Source organism: Streptomyces sp. NPDC048349 (assembly GCF_040651925.1).
Classification (GTDB): domain Bacteria; phylum Actinomycetota; class Actinomycetes; order Streptomycetales; family Streptomycetaceae; genus Streptomyces.
This window is the reverse complement of sequence record NZ_JBEZLA010000071.1, coordinates 14,740-33,140: the sequence shown is the minus strand read 5'-3', so window position 1 is coordinate 33,140 and position 18,401 is coordinate 14,740. Positions and strand designations below refer to the sequence as shown.

Sequence of the window (18,401 nt, the reverse complement as noted above, 5' to 3'; positions counted from 1 at the left end):
AGCGGTCCGATGATTTCCCATGCCTGATCGGTCAGTTCATGACGTCGCACCACGAACGGAGTAACGACCGATCGACATTGCGGACACGCCCTAGCCGCTGTTATGTCGTGCGGTCGCAGGGGTGAACTGAGGCCAGTGCCCCCACGGGGAACCTGGGATGCGATACCGGCCGGCCACTCTCGTGCTGCCAAAGATCAGTTACGGGACAGCCCTTGGATGTTGAGCGAAAGAGGCAGTTTTCTGCAATTCGCTGCTCTCGGCACTCACTCACCCTCACCCATGGACGTCTCTCCAGCGTGAAAGAGTTGTCACGGACTTCGACTCGGCGCTTTGGGCGCCTTCTTTGAGGCGCCCGAGCACCTCATCACGGCCAGCTTCAAGTCCAAGGACGGCGTCGACCTCGTCATCACGCCGGACGCGGGATTCCTCGCGGACCCCGCGACGAAGTACCCGGTGACCGTCGACCCCTCGACCTCCTCGCTGGGACACCTCCGTCCAGCAGGGCGAGACCGTCGACGGCCTGGCCCGAGGGACTGTGGTCATGACGGTGGCCCCGCCTCCTTCCCGTTCGGAAGGAGGCGGGGCCACCGGCCGTTCCCGCCCCGGGATGAGCGGTGCTACTTCGGCATCAGGACGGTGTCGACGATGTAGACGTTGGCGTTGGCGGTCTTGACGTTGCCGCAGACCACGTTCGAGCTGTCGTTGACCTTGTAGGCCTCTCCGGAGCCGGTGGTGGTGACCATGCCCTTCTGCAGGGTCTCGAAGCTGCCGTTCTCCAGCTGCCCGGGGGTGAGCTTCTGGCCGACGACGTGGTAGGTGAGGATCTTGGTGAGCTGCTCCTTGTCGGCGAGGACCTTGTCGAGGTCGGCCTTCGGGATCTTGGCGAAGGCGCCGTTGGTGGGGGCGAAGACGGTGATGTCCTTGGCGTTGTTGAGGGTGTCGACGAGGCCGGCCTGCTTGACGGCGGCGACCAGAGTGGACAGGGCCGGGTTGTTGGACGCGGCGGTGGCGACCGGGTCCTTGGCCATGCCGTCGAAGGAGCCCGCGCCGTCCTTGGGGACGCCGGCGCAGGCGGGGCCGAAGGGCTTGTCGCCGGTCATCGTGTTGCCTGCCGGGGTGCTGGCGCCGGTATTGGCCTCATCGCCGGCGACCGCGGTGGGGGCGGCCTTGGTGTCACTGCCGGAGTCGGAGCACGCGGCCAGGGAGAAGGGCAGCAGGGCGGCTGCGGCGACGGCGATCGCGGTACGGCGGATCTTCATGCTGTTCATGATCGGTTGCTCCTTGGGGATTGGTTTTCAGGGGTTTGAGATGGCTGCTGGTTGCGCTGCCGGATCCGGCCCTGGGCGGGCGGTCCGGTGGTCTAGGGGATGGTGACGAAGACGCTGTGCCAGCCGCTGGCTCCGTCGGGGATGGTCCGAGTGCGGTCTTCGGTCTGCACCGCTCCGGTGCCGTCGGTGGCGCGGACGGTGATGGTGTATCCGCCCGGGGCGGGGTTCCAGCGGTAGGCCCACTGGCGCCAGGTGTCGACGGTGTCCTGCTCGGCGAGGTCGGCGTCCTGCCACGGCCCGTCGTCGATCCGGACCTCTACGCGGGTGATGCCGCGGTGCTGAGCCCAGGCGACACCGGCGATCATGACGGGGCCGGCGGCGGGGCGGGCGAAGGGCTTGGGGGTGTCGATGCGGGCCTGCGTCTTGATCGGCGCCTTGCGGGCCCAGTCGCGCTTGACCCAGTACGGGTCGTAGGCGTCGAACGTGGTCAGCTCGATGTCTTCGATCCACTTGCAGGCGGACACGTAACCGTAGAGGCCGGGGACGAGCATGCGGACCGGGAAGCCGTGGTCGAAGGGCAGGGGCTCACCGTTCATGCCGACGGCGAGGATGGCATCGCGGCCGTCCATGAGGTCCTCGACCGGGGAGCCGAGGGTCATGCCGTCCACGGAGCGGGCTACCAGCTGATCGGCTTTTCCGCCCTTCGAGGGAGGCCGGACGCCGGCCTCCCGCAGGAGCTCGGCAAGGGGGACGCCTAGCCAGCGGCCGTTGCCGATGTAGGGTCCGCCGACCTCGTTGGACACGCAGGTGAGGGTGATGTCGCGTTCGATGAGGGGGCGGGCGAGCAGCTGGTCGAGGGTGTGGAAACGGGGCCGGGCGACACCTTTGCCGTGGATCCGCAGCCGCCATGTGCCCGCATCGACCTGGGGAACGACGAGCGCGGTGTCGACACGGTAGAAGTCCCGGTTCGGTGTCGTAAAAGGGCTGATGCCCGGCACCTTCAACTGAGCGCCCGCCGGGACGGCAGGGGCCGGTGAGGCTGGCTGGGGAAGGACGAGGGCGCTGCGGGAAGCCACCGCGCCCTGACCTCGCCGGCCGACGAGAAACCGGCCGAGTGCACCTGCTGACGCGGCAGCACCGGCGGTCACGGCGGCAGCGGTCAAGAACCCCCTCCTGCTCCACCCCGAGCCGTCACTTTCGCCGCCCGCAGGAACGGGCGCGGATGCCTTGTCCGCCAGGAGGTAAAGGATGACCGCGCCGGCGATGGCTCCGGCGATCGAGGGAAGGGCGTCACCGATTCCGGAGGAGTCGGGCCGACTCCAAGCCGCGGCCGCACCGGCGATGCCGAACAGAAGCACGCCAGCTGCGCCGGTCCGCCGGTGGCACAGGCTCAGCATGCCCAGGCCGATGGCGCACAGCACGAGGACGGAAAGGATCCCGAGCTGCAAGACGGTCTTGTCGTTCTCTCCGAACGTGCGGATCGCGAAGTCCTTCACCGCGGCGGGCGTCCGGTCGATCACCGCGCCGCCCACGACGGTCACCGGCCCGGCTGCGGGCCGCACCAGCCCGGCGACCAGCTCGGCCACGGCGAGCGCCGTGAACGCGGCCAGAAGTCCGGCTAGGGCGCCCACGGCGGCGCGGGAGGGGGTGCTGCGGAAGCTGCTCACACCCGTCATTCGGCAGCACCCGCCCGGCGGATTGGTCCCACACCCAAAAGAGTGAAGCGTTTGCCCGTGTTGCCTTCACGGCGCGGTGGTGGCCGCCTCGATGCGGCCCTGGTCACCGGATGCGCAATGGGGCGGACTGGGTCATGTCCAGGGGTGCGGTCGCCTGTCAGGCGAGCCGGCCACCAGGTGCGGTGTCCGAGGTTCTGAATGAGCGCGGGGACGAGGAACAGGCGTACCAGAAGGGTGTCGACGAGGACACCGATGGCGACGATGCCCCCGATCTGTGCCAGGTAGAGCAGGGGCATGACCGCCAGCGCGGCGAAGGTGGCGGCCAGGATGAATCCGGCGGCGCTGATGACGCCGCCGGTACTCGCCAGCCCCTGCCGTACCCCCGCCGGGGTGCCGAGCCGGATTGCTTCGCTGCGGATCCGGTGGACGAGGCAGATGTTGTAGTCCACCCCGAGCGCGACGAGGAAGACGAAGGAGAACACAGACAGCCCCAGCCGTCCCCGCCGACAGCGGGGTGGGGCCGTAGTGCGCGTCGGGCGCACAGGAGGAGAACGGCCGCCAGGCAACGCCCGGCAGCAAACGGCCGGCAGGAAGGTCAGTGACACCGCGGCGCAGCACGTCATGGCGATGGCCGCGGCCGGTCCCAGCGCCTCCACCGACAGCTACGACCAGCAGAGCGCCGTCGGTCTTCTCGAAGGCGCCGTCGAGGTCGACTCGGGCGGCCGCGGGCCCGGCCAGGTGCACGCTCGTGCCCGCGACGGAGGAAGCCGCCTGCCGGATGGCGGCGAGCTGGGCGGGCAGATCGTCGGGGCCAGCGCGGATCACCGAGATCAGGGCCCGGCCGTCGCCGGCGAGGACAGGTGTGACGGCGGGTCCAGGAGCGGAAAGGCGACCGGTGACCTGACCGGCTGCCTTCCGCTGCGCCGGGTGATCCGTTCGCTCTCGGTGCGCGGGGTCCAGAGCACTCCAAGGGGCAGTGGCTGGTCGGCGGCGGCCGGATTGAACGTCCGTGCCGCCTCGCCGGACTCCGCCCCTGCAGGCAGCTGCACCATGTGGCCGGCCTGCGTCACCTCACCGAAACGGACAGTGAAGGGGCCGGTGGTGACAGTCAGAGCCAGCCGCAGCAGCACTACGACCAGTGACCGTGCACGGTTGAGCCTCAATACGAGGCCATCCCTCTGTGTTGCCGACGCTGCCACTGGCCGGGTTCCGGCCGGCAGCAGAGCGCGGACGCATGGGTTGCTGTCCTCCTGCGAGTCGGCACGGCACAGGGACCGGGATGGGCGGGAGCCCTGGAGATCACCCGAACGGCCGGGCCAGAGGCTCACGCAATCCGGCAGCGGGTTCGTCCCGAATCATGCGCATAGGGCCTCGAAAGGAGAGAGGCCGTGAAGCAAAGCGACCAAGCAGTGGGAGGAGGTGAGTGCGATGACCACATCTCTGCTCGTGCGACGGCTGGTTGCCGGCGCGGCCTCGGCCGGGCTGATGGCCGGCGCGTCCGTGCTGGGCGTCTCCACCATGGCGAACGCGACGCCGGCACCGTCCGCGGTGACCTCGACGGTCACCGGCGACCGGGACCACCGGCACGACCGGTGGGACCGTCATGAGCGGTGCAGCTGGGTGGAGGGCCACTGGGGCAAGAAGTGGGTCAAGAGCCACTTCGCATGGAAGTGGCACCAGGGCACCTGGCACAACGGGTACCGGGACCACCACGGGAAGTGGCATGACGGTTGGTGGGGCAAGGGCTCCTGGAAGCAGCACTGGGTGCCCGGCCACTACGTCAGCCACTGGGTTCCCGGCCACTGGAACTGCCACTCCAAGTGGTGACCGCCGGCCGGCCGTCGTGGGGTTCCGGGACCACCGGGACCCCACTCCCGTTTCCCTCCACCCCGGTCTCCGCATGCGGATGCCGCCAACCTGTAGGGAATGATCATGGATACCGCCATCGCGTCGCGCGGGTGTCCGGCCACGCTGCACATCCCGCTCCCGCCGGGCGCACAGGCTGCCCGGCACGCACGACGGACCGTGGCAGGACTGCTGGCCCTGGAGCAGGCCTGCTGCCCGCGCGCGATCGCCGAGGACCTCGTACTGATCGTCTCCGAACTGGTCACCAACGCGGTCCTGCACGCGAAGGGACCCTACGCGCTCACGGTCAGCCTGGAAGAGGGGCGGGCCGGTGTCGCGGTCAGCGACGGCTCCGCAGACCTGGCCGAGCACCACAGAGATGGCGGTCGGCAGCGGGCCCAGACCGGCGGCCGCGGACTGAGGATCGTCCGCGAGCTCGGCGCGGACCTCTTCGTCAGCCGCTCAGGCATCGGCAAGCAGGTCATCGCAGTCCTCACCTGGTAGGCCGCACAGTGGGCGGAGGTACTGCGGGTGGCTGTGCCGACAGCCACCCGCAGCCGACCCGCCCGGCTCGGGCGCACACGCAACGCGTCCCCCGGAGCGCTGTGCGTCCCGTGCTGGGTCAGGTCACCGGTCCGCGCCTCCCCGTCGTGACGGTGGCGGACCGGGGCTCTTCCCGCGGGGTGTGGTCAGGCGTTGATGCAGGTGTTGCCGAAGGATGGGTTCAGCAGACCGATGACGCTGACCGTATTGCCGCACGCGTTGACCGGGATGTGGATCGGTACCTGGATGAGGTTGCCCGAGCCCACCCCCGGCGAGTACGCGGCAACACCCTGCCCGCCCGCGTCGGCTGAAGCGGCCGACGCGCCCGCCACCACGACCGCGCCGGCCGCCAGGGCCACGACCAGACCTCGTCGCACACGAACCATGTCTCTTACCTCCGGTGAGGATGCGCGGCCGCACGGAGGTCCCGCGCGGCCGGTGGGGAAGCCTCGTGAACACCTTTTGAGCTCCCTCACACGCCCTCTTCGCGGCCGCTCCCCGACCGGCTTGGCACATTCCGCCACCTTCCCTCCAAAGGGCTAACCCCGGACGGTGCGGCTGACGAAGAGGCTCCCATCCGCGGTGCGGTCCGCTACGAAGAACCATCGACACACGCACAGGTTTCCAAAGGCCGGACAGTCCCGTGGGGGCGGTCCGGCCCCGCACAGACGAGACTCAAGGACCGGCATGCGATGGACGCCCCGCCCCCCGACGGCCGCCCCAGGCCGCCTCTTCGCCTCCTCACCACGGCCGGAGCGCCGCAGGTGAACCAACCGATCCCCTTCAACACCGGCCGCTCCGCCGACCTCGCCCGCAGCGACTTGAGCGACGTCATGCAAAAGGTTGCCCACGGTGACAAACAGGCCTTCTCGGCCCTCTACGACGCCCTCGCGCCCTTGGTCTTCGGGATCGTGGTCAAAGTCGTCCGCGACCGGGCCCAGTCAGAGGAGGTCTCGCAGGAGGTCATGATCGACCTGTGGCGTCAGGCCGCCCGCTACCGCGCCGACGCCGGCTCCGTTACCGCCTGGGCGGCGACGATCGCCCACCGGCGGGCCGTGGACCGGGTCCGCTCCGCCCAGGCCGCCGCCGACCGCGAGCACGCCCAGGCCGCGCGCGAGCACACCACCGCCTTCGACGAGGTCGCCGAACAGGTCGAGACCCGCCTGGAGTCCGAGCAGGTCCGCCGCTGCCTGCGCGGCCTGACCGAAATCCAGCGCCAGGCCGTGACGCTGGCCTACTACCAGGGGCTGACCTACCGTGAAGTCGCCGAAGCCCTGCGCACACCGCTTCCGACCATCAAGACACGCATGCGCGACGGGCTGATCCGGCTCCGCGACTGCATGGGGGTGACCACATGAAACACCACGCCACCGACGCCCATACCCTCGCGGCCGCCTACGCTCTCGGTGCACTCGAGGACGGCGAACGCAAGGTCTTCGAGGCTCACCTTCAAGCCTGCGAAACCTGCCAGCAGGAGGTAGCAGAGTTCGAGGCGACCGCGGCCCGCCTGGCGGCAGCCGTTTCCCAGCCACCGCCCGCGGCAGCCAAAGCGCAGGTCATGGCCGCCATCGACGACGTACGCCAGCTTCCGCCGCGCACCCCCGTCCCCGCCACCAAACCCGCCCCCGGCGGCATGCTGCGCCGCAGGGCCGTGCCCCTGGCGTTGGCCGCAAGCGTTGCAGCCGCCGCCCTGGGCGGCATCGCGGTGTGGCAGACGCAGAACGGACAGGATTACAAGCAGCAGGCCCGCCAGGCCCAGCAGAAACTCGATGTGGTCAGCGCCGTTCTGGCGGCCCCGGATGCGCGCACCGTCCACGGACGGGCGGCCAACGGCGCCTTGACCACCGTCGTCGCCTCCGACCGGCAGAACAAGGCCGTCTTCACCGCCGCCAACCTGCCCGCACCCGCACCGGGCAAGACCTACCAGCTGTGGCTGGACCACGACGGCACCATGCGCCCGGCCGGACTCATCCATGACGACGGCACCGTCGTCCTGACCGGTAACCCCACCGACGCGGGCGCCGTCGGACTCACCCTCGAACCCGCCGGAGGCTCCCCCCAGCCCACCACCAAGCCTCTACTGTTGATGCCCCTTCCCGCCTGACCGGGCGCCCACCTCCCCACCGCCAGGCGCCTGCGCCGATCAGCCAGTCGAGGTCCCTCAGGGCCGCCCCCCGAAGACCGGGCACATCGTCGGCGACTTCCACCTGCCCGGCGGGCACCTGGACGGCGACACGTTGCCGCACAGCGATGACACCCTGTGCGAGCAACGTGGTCAGCCCGTCCTCGCGTTCCACCCCGGCGACGACACCCCGGTGTGCACGGCACAACTGTGCTCCTACTGCTACGACGGCCTGGCCCAGCTCCAGGCCGCCGGAGCCGTCGTGCATCAGTCCGCAAGGGATCGACAGCCACGAACCTCCGACCGTGACCGGGGCTGTGGGCGTTCACGTTCTTCCCCCGACTTGCGGCTTTCCTGACCGGGACAGACCGCGCCCTCACGGCCTGCGCAACAGTTCCTGCACATGAGCTGCACCCATCGACCGACCGCTGCACAGGGATGATCTCGGGCTACGAAAATCTTGCCAGAGCCCCTAACTTGCCCCGTCGCGTACGAGTGAACGTGCTCAGGCCTTGCCCTCTAAACCGGTAGCCATATCGACACCTAAGCTGTCATGATGACATCGTGAGTGTCGATGAACGCCCGCAGGATGAGCCCCCGTTGGGGCCTCTGCTGTACGAAGTGATCCGCAGCCTGTGGCCGCTGCACCGTACGGTCGTGCGTGCCGTGGAGCGGGAGCTGATGGGCACGGGGATGACAGCCGGTCAGCATGCGGTGATGGACGAACTGCGCAGGGGCGGCCCCCGAACGGTTCCTCAACTGGCTCGCGTGCTGGGCCTGGACCGGCAGCCGGTCCAGCGTCTGGTGAACGATGCGACAGTCCTGGGGCTGGCTGAGAGCGCCCCGAACCCGGAGCACCGGCGCTCGCGCCTGATCCGGCTCACCCCGAAAGGGGAAGCCATCATCGGGGGCATTCAGGAAGCCGAGGAAAGCGAACTGCGGCGCCGGCTGTCCGATCTGACCGCCGGTGACGTCACGACGGCTCTGCACGTGCTCCGTCGCCTTGGCGAGGAGTTCAAGGACCTCGCACAGGACGCGGACGCCCCGCCGCACGCCACGGAACGAGGAGACGACCCACGATGACGCATGCGCGGACACACGCGGTCACAGCCACCACCGTACCCGTCGAGGCGGGCGAGCTCTTTTGCGAGTCGGCCGGCGAAGGACCCACCGTCGTACTGCTGCACGGCGGCATGCTCGACCTGAACATGTGGAACGAGCAGTTCTCGTGGCTCGCGGGCCTCGGGTACCGCGTCATCCGCTATGACGCCCGCGGCCACGGGCGTTCCTCCACCGTGGCCGGGGACTACGCCAACCACGACGATCTGCACGCTCTGCTCACCCACCTCGATGTCCCTCGCGCCACGCTCGTAGGGCTTTCCCTCGGGGCGCGGACCGCCGTCGATACGGCGATCGCCCACCCGGAGTCCGTGTCGGCACTGGTCCTCGCCTCGCCCGGGGTGAGCGGCCGGCCCTTCGCCGACCCCTACGTCGCGCACCACACCGCACAGCAGATCGCCGCGATGGGCGACCCCGACGGCGGCGCGCAGCGGTTCGTGGAGCACTTCCTCAGAATGTGGGTGGACGGGCCGCACCGTGAACCGTTCCAGGTCAGCCGCACACTGCGCGAGCGGATACGTGCGTCGGCGTCCGCCAACGTCGTGCGGCACGCCCGCGGGCTCGGGGCGGGGACACCAAAAGAAGTCGGCGCAGCGGACCGGCTGGCCTCCATCGGCGTGCCCACCCTGGTTCTCGACGGTGAACTCGACAGCAGCGACATCTCGTCAAACGCTCAAGCCATCGCCCAAACCGTTCCCGATGCCAGGCACCACCGCTTCGCCTCGGCAGCCCACATGATCAACCTCGAGAGCACGGCACTCTTCAACCACGCGATCACATCTTTCCTCGCGTCCACGACCGACCTCAACTGAGGCGCCTGTTTCTGAACCCTGTAGGGGCAGTTCAGTGGTGTTCTGCCGGAGCGTCGGAAAGGCCATCCCGTTCGCGAAAAACGTCACAGTGATGGAACCACGTGCGGGAAAACAACCGTGCTGAATGGTCCTCAGGCCAGCGCTTCCACGCCCATGTGGCCCATGACGACGATGCAGCTGAGCTCTCCGCCTTCTGTACGGCCGAGCCAGACTGCGGAAAGGCTCCCCTGGACCCCGCTACCTCCGGCACTCCGGAGCGCAAAACGGCATCGGCGTGGCTGACGCCCGTACGCGCCGGGGAGCACCGGGGCATGAGTCTCTAACCCAAGGTCAGTTTCGGGTAACAGAGACGAGCACACCGATGGCGGCGGCCATGAGCGTCACGGCGGCGAGCGCGCCCGCGACGGGCATGGCCCATGTGGGGCCGTACAAGAGCAGTGCCAGGACACCGGCGCCGACGAGCAGGGTGGATAAGATGCCGATGCCATATCCGGAGTGATAAACCGACATGACGAGGGGTCGGTCCAAGGGCGCCCGGGACGAGAGGGGCACGAATGTCCGATCTGCAACAGCTGCACTCCGCGATCGACGTCACGAGCAAAGACGTTGAGGCGATCGTGCTCTTCGTCTACGAGCGCACGGCTGAGCAGCTGGTCGCACACGATCCGGACAGCGCCGAGCACAAGATGGCCCTGGCCGTAGAGCTGATGCTCGCGGGCCAGGTGGAGAAGCTCACCGCGATCGAGCAGGCGGAACAGCGCGGGGTGCCCCGGCCGGAGCATGAACTGGCCAAGGCCTGGAACCTCTTCATCGCCGCGGCCGAGCCGTGGCGTGGCACGCCCGGACACGACGCGGCCCGGTGGCGCCCGGTCGCGCACAACACCGGACGAGCGGAACTCATCGACACATCTCACACGGCTGAGCCAGGCCAACCGCGACGGGAGGCAGGAGCATGACCCCGTCGGCAGCGAGGCGGACCGACAGACCCGGGGAACTCCACGGCCCTGGATCGCGTGGTGTTCGACGCCGAGCTCGTCGAGGACCGGCGCTGACCGCTGACACCGGGCTGTTCGCGCACGACCCGGCCCCCGCCGTGCTTGACGAGCTGGGGCGGGGCGCCGAGGAGCACATCGCGGCGGCCCGACCGAAGAAGACCACGGCCTCGTATGCCGGCGACTGGAAGCTCTGGCCGGAGTTCCGTGGCTGGCTCGCCGAGCGGACCGGCACCCCGCTGGCGCTGACCGCCGTCACCAAGGGCACGATGGCGGGGCGTCACGGTGTGGCTGGACGAGGTGAAGGAGGCCGCCCCCAACTCGATTGACCGCCGCATCACCGGCGTTACGGTCACCGCGCGGTCCCAGGGCGCCGCCGTGCCCAAGGAGGCGACCCTCGCGGCCCGACAGCTGGTCAAGAAGTTCAGGAACGACCCGAAGCGGATGGCCCGCGGCCGGGGCAAGGCCGTTCCGCTCACCCCTGTCGACCTCCGCAAGATGAACTCCGCCGACCGCACCCGGGCCCCGAGGCCGGACGCCCGGCGACGGTGTACGCGCGTCCTTCCCGAGCTGGCCCAGCTCCGGGACCGGTCGATCAACACACTGCGGTTCTCCATCACCGGGTGCAACGAGGAGATGAGCGCCCTCGACGACCCGTACATCACGCTCGTCTCCGAGGGGCTCGAAGTACTCGTCCCCAGCGTCAAGGGCCGCCCGCCCCGCGACGTCGCAGTCGCCTACGGCGAGCACCCCGACACCTGCCCGGTCCGCTGCTGGCTCGCCTGGCAGCAGTCCAAGCTCGCCGCCGGCGCCGCACCCGGCGGGCCCGCCTTCCGGCCCGTGGACCAGTGGGGACACCTGGGCACCTCCCGGCTCGCCCCCGACTCCTGCGGCCGCGCAATGACCCGGGCCGCCGAGCAGGCCGGCCTGGAGCTTGCACCATCGGCCACTCCGGACGTCGCGGCGTCGTCACCACTGGCCGCAAGAAGGGCAAGCGCGCCGAGAGGCTCCGCGCCCAGGGTGGCTGGTCGGCCAAGAGCGCGGTGTTCTGGGGATACCTCGACGACGGCGAGAAGTGGGAAGACGCCGCCACCGAAGGCATCGGCTTGTGATGTCGTCCCCCATCCGACGTGCCGATAGCCGTGCTGCGAGACTTCGGCGGTGAGCACCATGCACCGCCCTCTCGGGCACGGACCTGCCCCCCTCGCGCTTGCGCCCCCGGCTTCCAGCCACCCGCGTCCGCGAGGGACCCTGCGGTAGTGGCTGCGGACGATGTGGCCAGACCGTCGGCGATACGAGGTGCTCTCAGCATTCTCTGGACTGGTGGGCGAGGACTCCTCTGCCCTAATCCGGTAGAGGCCACGGAGAGTCCGGGTCGACCTGATCGTGATCCAAAAGGCGAAGGTCAGTCTGAGTAGTTTGCCGGGGCGCTCATCGAGCAGGCCGAGCCATTCCTCCTCGTAGCGCTCGGCCATGTCGGCGTCGGAGATCCGGTGTGCTGACCAGCGCAGCAAGCGTCGAGCCAGCCAGGGCGAGACGTCGCAGGCCTCGTTGACGACCGCGCCGAGCAGGCCTGTCCGGCGGAGCATGAGGCCATAGGGTCTGACCGTGATTAACCTTCAGGTCCGAGGCGAGAACGGCACGATCGAGGCCCGCGCGAAGCACGGTGTGGTCTGGGGTCCTGAGCTGGCTGGTCTTGATCAGTCAGCGTTCCCAATGCTGGGACACCTGCTGCCGTACGCAGACACCGTTTTCAATCACAGGCAGGTGTACACCCTGTTGGAGGAGGTACCGCGGCTGCCTGCAGGCGTGTTGACTCCTGAGTTCGCGCGCGAGTTGATCGAGCTGGGCCAGGTAGTTCTCGACGGACAGGGCCTGTACCTGTGGTTCCTCGGGGACTGAGACTGCAAGCCGACTCAGCCCCGGAGCCAAGCCGGACAGCCGCGGTGGTGACGGTGCCATGGAAGACGTAGGCCCTCTTGTCGTAGCGGGTGGCGACGGCCCGGGAGGTCTTGAGCCGGTTGATCGTCCGCTCGACTTCGTTCCGGCGTTTGCAGATCTCGCTGTCGAAGCCGGTGAGTCGGCCGCCCCCACTGCCGCGGCGTTTACGGTTGGCCCGCTGGTCTTTCGGTTCGGGGATGGTGTGTTTGATCTGCCGTCCAACGCCGGTGCCGTTCATAAACAGTCTTCCAGCTGCCGAATCGCTCGGGAAGGTCCCGCCACGGTATGCCCGTCCGGACCCGGAACAAGATCCCGTTGATCACTCTGCCGTGGTCGTTCCACCGTCCCCCGCGCAGCCCCGACACCGGCGAATGCGGCTCCAGCCGGACCCACTCGGCATTCGTCAGATCACCCCGCCCCATGCCAGACACAACGAGCCGGCAATCCGACAGTCACATGATCCGCCGGGCAGGCCCTAACTGAGGCGTGTCCGCAAAGTGGGTTGGTCGTTGGTCCCTTCGTGGTGCGTCGTCATGAGCTGACTGATGAGTCGTGGGCGGTGATCGCTCCGTTGCAGGTTCCGTCGTGGATGGGCCGTCCGCTACGAAGCGAGGTGCTCATCGCAGCTATCAATGAATGGCTGTGACCAGCACTGTCGCAACAGGCCCCGGCAGGGGCCCCGCTCGCAGCCGCCACCCTGGGTGCGGGGGAGGGATCGTGCAGTCGGTTCTTGGCGGCTCAGGCTTCGAACTGTACCCAGGTGTCGCCGCCGCGGATCCAGAGGACACCATCGCGGCCCTGGACGCAGCGCCTGGTTACCGGCTCCGGTAGTCGCAGTTGTTCCTGAGAGGTGATCACCCAGGCATCGTCGACGAGTTCGGCGCGGTTCAGTTCGACGCCGGGCCGGTTGTGGAACTGGTGGCTGAGAAGCATCCGGGTGCCCCGGACGGCGATGCCATCGGTGTTTCTCAGGGGGTGGCGGTAGCTAGTGACGCTGCCGGTGGCGGGATCGACCCGAGACAGGAAGGAACCTTCGTGGCTGTACCAGCCGAGCCAGGCCACGTCCTCCTCGGTCGCGCCCGCGATCCCGCCGAGGGGCAGTACAGGGAGTCGTCCTCGTCCCAGAGGGCCCCAGGTCTGGCCGCCGTCGGTGTTCCAGCGGGCCAGGCCCTCACTGGACGCAGGGTGGCTTCCATAAATGCCCTCGTCGCCGTGCGAGGTCCAGATGCCGCCGTCGCGGTCGGTGATGATGTAGTCGATGTCATCGCCGATACAGATATGACTTATCGGGTATCCCCCTGGGGAGTACACAATCGCGTTGCTCTCCCAGGTCCCGGTCCCGTCCTGGTATGTACGGTATGACGCCAGCAAGAACCGTGACCACGAGAGCAGGGCCAGGTGGCCAGTATTCGCGGTTATGCCGGTGACCGGAGTGCGGTGCTCCACTCCGTCCGAGATCACAACCAATACGCCGTCGCACGGAGCCACCACGCGCCACCCGACCCATCCTCTGATGTACGGGGAGCGGTGGAGGTTCCGTTCGTGGACCAGCATCACCGCGAGTTCGTTGCTCGGTCCGACGGTCCACCAGAGAGCCCGCCATCCGGCTCGGGCGTCCTCGGAGGGCAGGCTCCACACGACAGGCAGTTCACCAGGCGTCATCGGCACACCTTTTGGACTCCAGGCCCCAACGGTGCCCGAAGAGACGTACGTTACCGAACGTTGGCGCAGTGCCTTACCAACCCTGTGCCGGATGTACTCAGCAGGCCGACGCGCTACGTGCGGACGGCCCGGCTTGATGTCTGCGGCTCACGCCGGGCTACCGGCAATGTGTCAGGATCACACCCGCAGGACGTGATCCTGACTGAACAAGATCCATTTTCGCAACAGACCCCAGCCCGGCAGTGGAACAGGCCCGTACAGCGCCCCGACTGGTGGTACGCCTGGATGGACGACAAGCAGCAGCTCATCACCTACCGCTTCGCGCTGGACCAAGCGACGACGGGCGTCCTGTCCCTCTCCACGAAGCGCCAACCGCGACTCGGCCACGGACCTCACCGTGCACGACTTTTGGGTAGCGGACGCAGAGACGGTGAACGAGAGATGGCCTTCCTCGGCGGTCACCACACCCGCGCCCCCGCCGTCCACTTCCGGCGCTCCGCCCTTCCCCCGTACCCCGCGCTGCTCCACAACCTCCTCCGCTACCGTCTGACAGCGGAGGCATGGCACCCTGGATGCGCCGTCTCCTCGATATCCCTGAGGCCATCCGGCTGCCAGACTGGTCCAACGACATGGCCCTCGGATCCCGGTCGGGATCGAACACGAGAATGGCGGCAACCGGGAGTCGTACACCCTGGAAGTGAAGGACGGCACAGGCCAGATCATCGGGGCCCGCGCCCAAAGCGACGTCCAGCTCACCCGTGGTCAGCTCGCTGTCTGTTACGCCGGCGGCTACCAGACAGCCGCCGCAGCCCGCCTCGCGGGAGTCAGAGCCACGTCCGACGAAGCCTTGACCCAGCTGATCCGCGCCACCACGAACATCGAATCTCGGCTGCCTGAACACTTCTGACGGAAGGGCAGGGTGCCCGCCGGCTCCGGCAGGTCCGTCGGCACGGTCCGACCGCCGTGGTCCGGCTCATCACGCGCTGCCCGGAGCCAGGGAAGCGTTCCAGAAAGCGGCGTAGCGGCCGCCGAGGCGCAGCAGTTCGTCGTGGCTGCCTTCCTCCACGATCTGGCCGCCGTCCAGGAAGACGACGCGATCGGCCCGCTTGGGGGAGTGGCGGTGGCCACATGCGTGATCAAGGACGCCCGGACGGACGTCAGGAGCGGGTGCCGGTCCGCGTCACGCCGGTGTTCGGCGTGCCTGTTTTCGGCCGGCCGGGCCGGAACGGTTCGGCGAGCTGGGCGAGGTAGGCAGCCGGGTAGTCGGGCTTGGCGGCCATGCCCAGGTCTTCGGAGGTGAACCGCCGGTCCGGGTCGTAGGTGTAGGTGCGCATGGCGTGGTCCCACACGAGGGTGAAAAGGCCGAAGTTGACGTCTCCGATGCCGGCCCATTTCAGGTGGTGGAACCGATGGCCCTGGTTGAGGGCGAGGACCTTGGTGAGCGGGCCGGTGCGGTAATCAGCGTTGGAGTGCTGGAGTAGTAGCTGGACGGCGACGGCGAAGGCCAGGACGGAGGCGACGTCGAGGGGCATGCCGAGCAGCAGCAGCGGGGTGACGCCCCCGAGGGTCTCGAGGCTCTGGTGGAGCGGGTGCTTCATCAGACCGTTGAAGCCGTAGAAGCGCGTGACGCTGTGGTGGACGGCGTGCAGCCGCCACAGCCAGCCGACGTGGTGGCTGGCGCGGTGTACGAGGGTGATGCCGAGGTCGGCGACGGCGACGGCGAGCAGCACCTGGCACCACAGCGGCCAGCTGTCCGGCCACGCCCCCGGGGCCGGTGTGAGCGCGGCGGCCGCGGGTACGACGGCGAGTCCGGCAAGGGTGAACACCTCATTGACGAACGCGTGGACGGTGTCGCGGCGGCTGTCCCCGCGCGGGGTGTTCCACGCGGGCAGGTACGGGAGCACGCGTTCGGCGGCGAACGAGCAGCCCACCGCGAACGCCAACACCACCAGCAGCCACGGCTTCGGGGCTCCGGCGCCGACCAGCCAGATGGCGGCACCGTTGACGCCGAGCAACATGAAGGGCACGTACGCGTACCGGACCAGGAATCCTGCGGAGGTGACAGCGGGCGCCGCGGCGGTTGTTGTAGGCATACCGGCAGCCTCGCGGCCGCGGTGCCCGGCGGGCTTGAACGGATCCGCTACCGGCCCCGCCGCATATCAGGGCCGTCGGCCGCCGGCGTCCAGTGGGCGGCGGCCAGGGCCTGGGAGGGGGTGATGCCGAACATGGCCTTGCACACGCGGGTCAGGTGAGCGCTGTCCGAGAACCCGGCGGCGTGCGCGGCCTCGGTGGCGTTCGCCCCACCACGCACCGAGACGATCGCGGCGTGCAGCCGCGCCCACCGCACCGCCGCCGGGAACGACCAGCCCAACTGCTCGGCGAACAGGTGCCCCAGCCGGCTCGCGGACACCCCGGCCCGGGCGGCGACGTCGCCCACCCGCACCGGTCCGTCCGCCACCGCGCCCGGCAGCGCCGCCAGCGCCGCTGCGAGGGCCGGGTGCCGGGGCTGCCCGGGGGCAGCGGCGCCGAGCCTGTCCAGCGCCCGCAGCACGCCTGCCGCCGACACGGCGACGGACGGCGGCTCGGCCTCGGCGAACACGGACGCCGCGGCGGCCCAGCCGGCCACCCCACCACGGGCCGCGGTGTCGTGCAGGGCGCGTCTGGCGATGGTGTCCGCGTCGAGGTAGACCATCACCCCCATCGGCGGCGGCCCCGGTGCCGGACGCACGCGATGCGTGTGCCCGGCGGGGATGACGGCGGCTCGTACGGGCAGTTCGTCCCGCCCGTCGCTCAGCAGCACTCTGCCGGACCCGCACGCCAGTACTTGTACGGCGGCGTGCGCGTGCTCCCGGGCCTTGCCGATCACCCCGGCCACGACCAGGCGGCCCGGCGCCGCATCGACCTCGACCCGCCACGCGTCGGCACCGCCCCCGGACGACGCCGCGGACCCCAGGGTGCCCGTGCTCAAGGCTGCCGCGCCGGCGTGGACACCGGCGGCACCACCGGGCCGGCCGTGACGGGCTTCGGGGCGGTCGCCGGAACCCCGACCGACCGCAGGACCCCGGCGGGTACCCGTCCGCCACCACCTGCGGCGGCGCGCGCACGGCGGGCCGCGGGCTCACGGAGCGAACGCGGGACGCCGTCGCCCCCGCCGGTCCGCGGGCGCCGAACGGGGCCCGACACGCCCCCCACCCTGACGGACCGAAGCGGACCGCCGAGGTCCTTTGCCAAGCCCACGCGCGTGATCCTCTCCACCCGTCCTCGTCCGCCCGCGACTGGCCCACCTGCCCGAGCCGGACAGCGCCGGCCGGCTCGCGAGAGCCGACGACGGCCACGTACGGACCGGCCCCCGCCGGAACACCGGGAGTATACGGAGGGAGAGAGCGCCTGGCGGCGGGGGTGCTGCCTCCGGGACGCTTCCCAGCGAACTCCGCTACGGGGTCTCCGACGGGAGCTCATTCTCCGGCGTAGCCATGACCAGGCCGGAGCTCACGGCGTCGATCCCAATGAGCCGGCTCCTGGCCCAGGTATCGAGCAGGTCGCATGCCCAGGCCGGGTCGTACGCTGCCGTGGGCAGCTGCGGTATGCGCTTTCGGCCGGTGTCGTCGCGCCGATAGGGGACGTCAAAGGCTGTGTTCCAGCCGTCCAGGTTCACGGCAAATCACTCTTCCGCCTCTGGCCCAGGTACTGGGCGATCTCTGCCCAGGAGCTGCCTCGCTCGCGCTCGTAGATGACGGCAGGCTGCGTAGGTGAGACCTGGGTTCTGGCACACATTCCGTGAGGACGATCACCGGCGCTGGAGCTCGTCACCACCCGCAGGCCATGCCGTTCAATCAGCCCAACCCTCGGTGTTGGAGCAGGATTCGTAGGAGTAGCGGGTATTGCGGTCCCACTCGTCCCCGGTGATGCGCTTGTATGCCCGGTCCGGTGTGTAGAGCAGGGGCTCGGCCCAGATGAGGTCGATGGCGTAAGGAGCGAAGGCCGCAGGGTCCTGGAGGACGCTGTCGAATTCGGTGCGGCCAGCAGCGACGACCGCGGCACGGGTGTAGAGGAAGGCGTCATCGGACAGGTTGTGTCCGTATTCCTTGCGGTCCAGCCGGTAGAGCGCCCATGCCAGCTGTTCGGCAAAGCCGATGACCAGCGACAATGGGGACTGGGCAAGCCGCTCTGTCAGCGTGGCTGCAAGGAGTTCGGCGTCCGGGTCGGGTTCAGTCTGTCTGCAGTCCTCGATGAGCTGCCAGAAGGCGTCTTCGTTCATGCTGGCGAGCATGCCGCAGGGGTGTGACAGTCCTGGCTCCGGGTCACCTGTTTGCTGCGGCTGTGAGATGGACGCGTTTGCGGAGCAGGGGGAGCTTGGCTCGTCCGAACATCTGGCGTTTGACCATCTTGATGTGATTGACTGGCTTCGTTCACTTCAACCG

At 69.2% G+C, this 18,401-nt stretch carries 20 protein-coding genes and 3 pseudogenes; 12 read left to right on the top strand and 11 right to left on the bottom strand.

Annotation, left to right across the window (positions count from 1 at the left end; genetic code table 11):
* Positions 1–617: 617 nt before the first annotated feature.
* The 4 genes and pseudogenes from AB0D44_RS29465 to AB0D44_RS29450 all read right to left on the bottom strand — a co-directional run bounded on the left by AB0D44_RS29465 (position 618) and on the right by AB0D44_RS29450 (position 4,074).
* Entirely contained in the window at positions 618–1,268 is a 651-nt protein-coding gene (locus tag AB0D44_RS29465) for a fasciclin domain-containing protein (RefSeq protein WP_362596443.1), read from the bottom strand.
* Positions 1,269–1,360: 92 nt separating this feature from the next.
* The gene (locus tag AB0D44_RS29460; RefSeq protein ID WP_362596442.1) at positions 1,361–2,944 is read right to left on the bottom strand and encodes a molybdopterin-dependent oxidoreductase; all 1,584 of its coding nucleotides are present in this window, start codon (positions 2,942–2,944) and stop codon (positions 1,361–1,363) included.
* A gap of 161 nt (positions 2,945–3,105) precedes the next feature.
* Positions 3,106–3,426: pseudogene (locus tag AB0D44_RS29455) on the bottom strand (MMPL family transporter); the annotation flags it as partial.
* 348 nt (positions 3,427–3,774) lie between these two features.
* Positions 3,775–4,074: a hypothetical protein gene (locus tag AB0D44_RS29450; RefSeq protein WP_362596440.1), complete on the bottom strand. Its 300-nt coding sequence runs from the start codon at positions 4,072–4,074 to the stop codon at positions 3,775–3,777.
* Between the two features lie 298 nt (positions 4,075–4,372).
* Here AB0D44_RS29450 and AB0D44_RS29445 point away from each other — a divergent pair, with 298 nt between their 5' ends.
* On the top strand, positions 4,373–4,771 hold the full coding sequence (locus AB0D44_RS29445; protein ID WP_362596438.1) for a hypothetical protein: 399 nt from the start codon (positions 4,373–4,375) through the stop codon (positions 4,769–4,771).
* Positions 4,772–4,876: 105 nt separating this feature from the next.
* Entirely contained in the window at positions 4,877–5,293 is a 417-nt protein-coding gene (locus AB0D44_RS29440; protein WP_362596436.1) for an ATP-binding protein, read from the top strand.
* A gap of 185 nt (positions 5,294–5,478) precedes the next feature.
* Here the strand turns inward: AB0D44_RS29440 and AB0D44_RS29435 are convergent, their stop codons facing one another.
* Positions 5,479–5,718, bottom strand: coding sequence for a chaplin (locus tag AB0D44_RS29435; RefSeq protein ID WP_362596434.1), 240 nt, complete (start codon positions 5,716–5,718; stop codon positions 5,479–5,481).
* Positions 5,719–6,165: 447 nt separating this feature from the next.
* Here AB0D44_RS29435 and sigK point away from each other — a divergent pair, with 447 nt between their 5' ends.
* The 4 genes from sigK to AB0D44_RS29415 all read left to right on the top strand — a co-directional run bounded on the left by sigK (position 6,166) and on the right by AB0D44_RS29415 (position 9,385).
* On the top strand, positions 6,166–6,690 hold the full coding sequence (sigK, locus tag AB0D44_RS29430; protein ID WP_362596449.1) for an ECF RNA polymerase sigma factor SigK: 525 nt from the start codon (positions 6,166–6,168) through the stop codon (positions 6,688–6,690).
* Positions 6,687–7,436: an anti-sigma factor gene (locus tag AB0D44_RS29425; protein WP_362596432.1), complete on the top strand. Its 750-nt coding sequence runs from the start codon at positions 6,687–6,689 to the stop codon at positions 7,434–7,436. The genes sigK and AB0D44_RS29425 overlap by 4 nt, the downstream gene beginning before the upstream one ends.
* 582 nt (positions 7,437–8,018) lie before the next feature.
* Positions 8,019–8,537, top strand: coding sequence for a MarR family transcriptional regulator (locus AB0D44_RS29420; RefSeq protein ID WP_362596430.1), 519 nt, complete (start codon positions 8,019–8,021; stop codon positions 8,535–8,537).
* A complete protein-coding gene (locus AB0D44_RS29415; protein ID WP_362596428.1) occupies positions 8,534–9,385 on the top strand; it encodes an alpha/beta hydrolase in 852 nt (283 codons plus the stop codon). The genes AB0D44_RS29420 and AB0D44_RS29415 overlap by 4 nt, the downstream gene beginning before the upstream one ends.
* A 330-nt stretch (positions 9,386–9,715) precedes the next feature.
* On the opposite strand, the gene AB0D44_RS29410 is transcribed toward AB0D44_RS29415, so the two are convergent.
* On the bottom strand, positions 9,716–9,895 hold the full coding sequence (locus AB0D44_RS29410; RefSeq protein ID WP_362596426.1) for a hypothetical protein: 180 nt from the start codon (positions 9,893–9,895) through the stop codon (positions 9,716–9,718).
* Between the two features lie 44 nt (positions 9,896–9,939).
* On the opposite strand from AB0D44_RS29410, the gene AB0D44_RS29405 reads away from it, so the two are divergent.
* The 4 genes from AB0D44_RS29405 (at position 9,940) to AB0D44_RS29390 (ending at position 12,279) form a co-directional block, all read left to right on the top strand.
* Positions 9,940–10,341 carry a hypothetical protein gene (locus tag AB0D44_RS29405; RefSeq protein ID WP_362596424.1) on the top strand — a complete coding sequence of 134 codons (402 nt, stop codon included), beginning with the start codon at positions 9,940–9,942 and terminating at the stop codon, positions 10,339–10,341.
* 137 nt (positions 10,342–10,478) lie between these two features.
* Complete coding sequence (locus tag AB0D44_RS29400) at positions 10,479–10,706, top strand: hypothetical protein (RefSeq protein WP_362596422.1); 228 nt, start codon at positions 10,479–10,481, stop codon at positions 10,704–10,706.
* Positions 10,663–11,517, top strand: a complete 855-nt coding sequence (locus tag AB0D44_RS29395; RefSeq protein ID WP_362596420.1) for a hypothetical protein — start codon at positions 10,663–10,665, stop codon at positions 11,515–11,517. The genes AB0D44_RS29400 and AB0D44_RS29395 overlap by 44 nt, the downstream gene beginning before the upstream one ends.
* Positions 11,518–11,985: 468 nt before the next feature.
* Positions 11,986–12,279 (top strand): hypothetical protein, encoded by a 294-nt coding sequence (locus AB0D44_RS29390; protein ID WP_362596418.1) that lies wholly within the window; start codon positions 11,986–11,988, stop codon positions 12,277–12,279.
* Positions 12,280–12,307: 28 nt separating this feature from the next.
* Here the strand turns inward: AB0D44_RS29390 and AB0D44_RS29385 are convergent.
* Positions 12,308–12,740 (bottom strand): annotated as a pseudogene (locus tag AB0D44_RS29385) (transposase); the annotation flags it as partial.
* Between the two features lie 80 nt (positions 12,741–12,820).
* On the opposite strand from AB0D44_RS29385, the pseudogene AB0D44_RS29380 reads away from it, so the two are divergent.
* Positions 12,821–12,925: pseudogene (locus AB0D44_RS29380) on the top strand (IS5/IS1182 family transposase); the annotation flags it as partial.
* 131 nt (positions 12,926–13,056) lie between these two features.
* Here the strand turns inward: AB0D44_RS29380 and AB0D44_RS29375 are convergent.
* Complete coding sequence (locus AB0D44_RS29375; RefSeq protein ID WP_362596416.1) at positions 13,057–13,980, bottom strand: hypothetical protein; 924 nt, start codon at positions 13,978–13,980, stop codon at positions 13,057–13,059.
* A gap of 616 nt (positions 13,981–14,596) precedes the next feature.
* Here AB0D44_RS29375 and AB0D44_RS29370 point away from each other — a divergent pair.
* On the top strand, positions 14,597–14,887 hold the full coding sequence (locus AB0D44_RS29370; RefSeq protein ID WP_362596447.1) for a sterol carrier protein domain-containing protein: 291 nt from the start codon (positions 14,597–14,599) through the stop codon (positions 14,885–14,887).
* 250 nt (positions 14,888–15,137) lie between these two features.
* On the opposite strand, the gene AB0D44_RS29365 is transcribed toward AB0D44_RS29370, so the two are convergent.
* The 3 genes from AB0D44_RS29365 to AB0D44_RS29355 all read right to left on the bottom strand — a co-directional run bounded on the left by AB0D44_RS29365 (position 15,138) and on the right by AB0D44_RS29355 (position 18,238).
* The gene (locus AB0D44_RS29365) at positions 15,138–16,073 is read right to left on the bottom strand and encodes a sterol desaturase family protein (RefSeq protein WP_362596414.1); all 936 of its coding nucleotides are present in this window, start codon (positions 16,071–16,073) and stop codon (positions 15,138–15,140) included.
* 47 nt (positions 16,074–16,120) lie between these two features.
* The gene (locus AB0D44_RS29360) at positions 16,121–16,948 is read right to left on the bottom strand and encodes a helix-turn-helix domain-containing protein (protein ID WP_362596412.1); all 828 of its coding nucleotides are present in this window, start codon (positions 16,946–16,948) and stop codon (positions 16,121–16,123) included.
* A gap of 861 nt (positions 16,949–17,809) precedes the next feature.
* Positions 17,810–18,238, bottom strand: coding sequence for a DUF4240 domain-containing protein (locus AB0D44_RS29355; protein ID WP_362596410.1), 429 nt, complete (start codon positions 18,236–18,238; stop codon positions 17,810–17,812).
* Positions 18,239–18,401 lie beyond the last annotated feature (163 nt).